The 4539-nt window shown below is 36.0% G+C and carries 6 protein-coding genes; 5 read left to right on the top strand and 1 reads right to left on the bottom strand.

The window, feature by feature from the left end; translation table 11 throughout:
- The 5 genes from ACYVAA_RS22280 to ACYVAA_RS22260 form a co-directional block, all read left to right on the top strand.
- The coding region (locus ACYVAA_RS22280; protein ID WP_460546153.1) for a hypothetical protein at positions 1-1072 on the top strand (1072 nt) is incomplete at its 5' end.
- Positions 1073-1082: 10 nt separating this feature from the next.
- A complete protein-coding gene (locus ACYVAA_RS22275) occupies positions 1083-1817 on the top strand; it encodes a winged helix-turn-helix domain-containing protein (RefSeq protein WP_460546151.1) in 735 nt (244 codons plus the stop codon).
- 50 nt (positions 1818-1867) lie between these two features.
- Complete coding sequence (locus ACYVAA_RS22270) at positions 1868-2299, top strand: hypothetical protein (protein ID WP_460546149.1); 432 nt, start codon at positions 1868-1870, stop codon at positions 2297-2299.
- A 35-nt stretch (positions 2300-2334) separates the two neighbouring features.
- On the top strand, positions 2335-3078 hold the full coding sequence (locus tag ACYVAA_RS22265; protein WP_460546147.1) for an HNH endonuclease: 744 nt from the start codon (positions 2335-2337) through the stop codon (positions 3076-3078).
- Positions 3059-4036: an HNH endonuclease signature motif containing protein gene (locus ACYVAA_RS22260; RefSeq protein ID WP_460546145.1), complete on the top strand. Its 978-nt coding sequence runs from the start codon at positions 3059-3061 to the stop codon at positions 4034-4036. Before ACYVAA_RS22265 ends, ACYVAA_RS22260 begins: the two co-directional genes overlap by 20 nt.
- 44 nt (positions 4037-4080) lie before the next feature.
- On the opposite strand, the gene ACYVAA_RS22255 is transcribed toward ACYVAA_RS22260, so the two are convergent.
- On the bottom strand, positions 4081-4239 hold the full coding sequence (locus ACYVAA_RS22255) for an HNH endonuclease (protein ID WP_460546155.1): 159 nt from the start codon (positions 4237-4239) through the stop codon (positions 4081-4083).
- Between the last annotated feature and the right edge of the window lie 300 nt (positions 4240-4539).

Raw genomic sequence — 4539 nt, 5'->3', positions numbered from 1 at the left:
GGTGGTGGGTTTTGAAAAAGGTGATCTAGATGTTAAAGATATCGTAGACCTCGTTGAGAAGCTATCGGATGTTGAAGGAGGGAGCGATACTAATAATTTTATTAAAGGAAGTAGTGCGTGGTGTGTATGTGGAATACTTTTTAATCCTGAGCTCTCCGATGAGGATAAGAATAGTCTAAGAGAAAGTTGGGAAACGGAGATGAAAAAGAACGATGATGGATATGATGTATTTGTTAAAAACCCTTCATTATTTAGTATGACCAAATCAGGTGAGCTAGACATCCCTTGGCCGGAGGGTTTGAATGATATGGATTTTTTATTGGCCACTTCTACTAAGCCCAAGGATAAGGAAAAGAAAAACCAGATTGTCAATCCTAAGGAGATTGCTGAATATATTCCTAATCGAGAGTATATTATTCCTAATATTAAGCATGGGATACGGACTTTTCAGGATGAGGAGGTTTTAAACAGGTACCTTAAAGCTTTATCTCAAGATTGGAAAAAAGATGATATTGGAGAAAAAAGCTTGATTGCTTTTGAGCATTATTACGATCTGGAAAAGTTTTATAAAAACTTACCAAATTTTAAGGAGGTCGTAGAAAATGCTGGAAAAGCAGTAGTTCCGAACAATACAACAGGTTGTGGTAATAATAAAACCATGTTTGCGGGTCATCAAAATCGTGTAGGCAAGAAAAAGTGTCAAGAAGGGGCTGAACTATTGCTTCAAGCTCCCTTCTATGAAGCTTTAGAAAAAGCCAAATCCTTCGAGGATATTTTTGGGATTACTGAAGAGGTGAAAAATAAAGTCTTTGGATTGGGTGATTTATGGAGTTATGATACCGCTCAAAGAATTGGTCTATCCAAATCGTGTTACCCTAAAGCTGTATACTTGCAAACTGGAACATTAGCAGGGGCAAAGGAATTGGTAAAACGTGGATTAGTAGATGGAAAGGCCTTAAGGGGACAACGTAGCGTTCCCCAAACAGTTTTTTCAAAAGTATTTAGACACTTACCATGCTATATGATAGAAAACTTGCTGTGTGTAGGACATAATCAAAAATGGTTTACGTAATTATTTCCCCATGAACAAATTTAAAGAAGCAGCACTACAGGTTTTGGTAGAGCATAAATCTTCCCTTCATTATAAAGAAATAACCAAAAGGGCATTGGAACAAGGGATATTGGTCACTGATGGCAAAACGCCTGAATCTTCCATGAATGCCCAGTTGATCACCGATATCAATTCCAAAGGTGAGACATCCGCATTTATCAAAACAGGGCCTGGTACTTATGGTTTAAATCCTAACCTATCAGTTCCTGTAAAAAAGGAAGAGGTAAAATCATTGGCTCCTAAAAAGAAGGAGAAGGTACAGGGAGGATTTATCGGCAAGGCCGGAGAGCACTATGTAACCGCTGAGCTGTTATTCCGCGGATATAATGCCAGTATCATGAGTGTGGACGTGGGGATGGATATCATCGCAACCAGGGACAATAAACTGTTTAGCCTTCAGGTAAAGACATCGAATTTAAATTCCCAGAACTCATATATTTTTGATATGCGTAAGGTAGCGCTTGAGCGGGGTTATGCAGGGAATGTATTTTATGTTTTTGTGATGATCCATCCAAACAGACATAAATCTGTGGTCATCCTACCAGCAAATAAAGTAGATGAGTTGGTCCATACCAATGCCATCAAAGATATCAAGTTACATGATCGCTTTAGGGTCACATTTAAAATCAGGAATGAGAGGCTCTTCATTGGGACCTTGGATAATGAGATTGGGTATTATTGGGATAATTGGGAGATTATTAAGTGATGTAGTTTTTAGTATTGCATTAATTATTTTATGAGCAAACATTCGAAAGTATGCCGTTTGAATTAGGGAATATTAAGCTTCCCGCAGCAATGACGATTATCATCCTAATGGTTTCCACATTAGGTTCAGGGATTTTGATGATATATGCCTTTAATAGGCCTTTGTTTTTGGAACTTGAAACAGTCAAATTAATATTGCTAGCGACCTCCATCTCTACGCCGGTATGGTTGTTTAATACTTTTCTGATTATGCATTTCGATGTTTTGGATGACGAAAATGAACAATTAATCTATACCAGTAGCATTTCTGGGAGTTTAGTTACAATAGTAATATTTTTTGTACCTATCATCTTTCAGTTGTTTTATCCATTTCCCTTAAAATACGCCTTAGGAGGTATAATAGTTCTACAATTACTGATTATAATCAACTGGTATCGAGATAGAATAAGCAGAATGACTCCTAAAAGTGATGAAAAAGTTTAATTTTATTGTTTCTTTTTTCAAAACACTTTTATGCCATGGATGATAATTTGGAAAGTAAATTTAATGACAAGGCATTTGAAATTTATGAAGCCGCAAAAAAATATTGCGGATATAATGCCACCCGTTTCTTGCAAAAAATCAGAAAAGATGGCGGCGTAAAAGCTGCCAAATCATGGCTAAACCCTAAAGCCATAAATAAGCCACCAACAAAGGGTTTTATTACTTTGGTCAACGAAGGCAGACTTGATATTTCATTGGAGGCCCTAGTGCTCAGAGAGCCCTGGAGAGAACTCTTTACCTCTGAAGAATTATCCGTTGCTAGTCAAAGATTGGAGAAATATGGTTATCAAAATACTGAACTTATAACGCATTCAAGTGATCAAATTATTCCTGAAGAACTGACAGGAAACAGCTTATATGTTGAAGGAAGTTCGAAAAGTATTCTTGTAAATTTATATGAAAGGAATAGTGCAGCGCGAAAATTATGTTTAAACCACCATGGTTCCTCTTGTAGTGTATGTAAGTTTAATTTTGAAGATCATTATGGAAGTGATTTTAAAGATTTTATCCATGTCCATCATCTTAGACCGATTGCTAGTATAGGAAAAGAATACCAACTCGATCCTGTAAGAGATTTGATACCAGTTTGTCCTAATTGCCATGCAATAATGCATCGCAGGAATCCTCCATATACTGTGCATGAAGTAAAAAAAATGATAAAGGGTAAAAAGAAAAAAAACAAAATCCGCCAAATAGAAAGTGAAAAACGATTTGATTGACATATTTGAAATTGAGCAAACCTGTGAATACCGAGAAGAAGTCTATCGGGTAAGGGATAATGGTGCCGTTTGTAGACTTCAAAAATCTGGTAAAAGAAAAAGATCTCTGGACGAAAAATGGACTTTTGGAAAGGTCGATCAACAAAAAGGGTATATGTACCATTCATCAGAAACGGTGCATAGAATTGTGGCGACCGCTTTCCATGGAAATCAACCATCAGAATCTCATGTAATAGATCATATTGATACCAATAAACGAAACAATAGACCAGAAAACTTGAGATGGGTAACAAGGCTTGAAAATATACTACTAAATCCTATCTCCCTATCCAGAATTATTTATAACTACGGCAGTGTTGATAATTTTCTTTCCAATCCCAATAAGCCCCTTAACGGTAATCTTGAGCAAAATTTCTCTTGGATGAGAACTGTCACCAAAGAAGAGGCAGAGAACGCAAAAAACAATTTACTGAATTGGGCGAAAGAAGGGAAAATTTCAAAAGGTGGTCAATTAGGAGAATGGGTATATAGAAAGATAAATCCGAATAATGATTTATCAAATGTGGAAGAACTTATAATTACATCAAAAACACCCAATGCCCAACAAAAAAACTGGAAAACACCAAATGAATTCCCAAACTGTCCTGCTTCAATCAATGAAAAAGGATTGATTGAATATGCGCAAAGATTAGAAAAAGGAAGTGTATTTTCTAGAAATAAATATGGAGAATCGATAGTTGATACTGCAGAAATCAATAGTACTTTCGATGAGCTTTTTGTTATAACAAATGGCATTGGTATAAAACCCTATGCACTGGCAAAAATATATATCGCAGGGAATAATTTTATCCATGAAAGCATGGGCACCTTCTTTAAATTAAATGGAGCTCAAAAGCAGTTTAATCTAACACTTGGAAGAGAATGGGATGGAGAAGATTCTGTTGACGATTATTCGTGATTTTAGATTGAAGCATTCTATAAAGATTTATGCTACAAGAAAATTTATAATTTAAGCAGTGATTTTAAGCTTCCAACTGATAAGGTCTCAAAGCTTTTGTGTAACCTTCTCTGACAATTGGAACAGACTAAGGCTAAATCTTCCAATCTAGTATCAACAGCTCCATCAAAATCAGATAAAGCTACTTTGTGATGACATTCTATATAAAACGGAGGTCACTGGGCCATAGTTTACGGTGATGTTTAAAAAATAACAAACTTAAAATTTAATACTATCTTTATCTGCCATTGTTTTAAAAGTTAACAGTTACTTAAATTCTTTTTTCCTATGCAAAAAACGTTTCTATTTAGCCTGGTTCTCTTTTTTGTCCATTTCTTGTATATTCCGATCCATCTTGACCACCTGTTCCGGTGATGTTGACCACTTTTTTCCGATGATGTTGACCACGCCGTTTTAGGGTGGTAATGTTGGTCGGAGGGTAAAATTCCGGTGATATTGACCAC

It is taken from the genome of Echinicola sediminis, assembly GCF_054777495.1.
The sequence above is the reverse complement of the archived record's forward strand: the minus strand, read 5'-3'. Positions and strand labels throughout refer to the sequence as shown.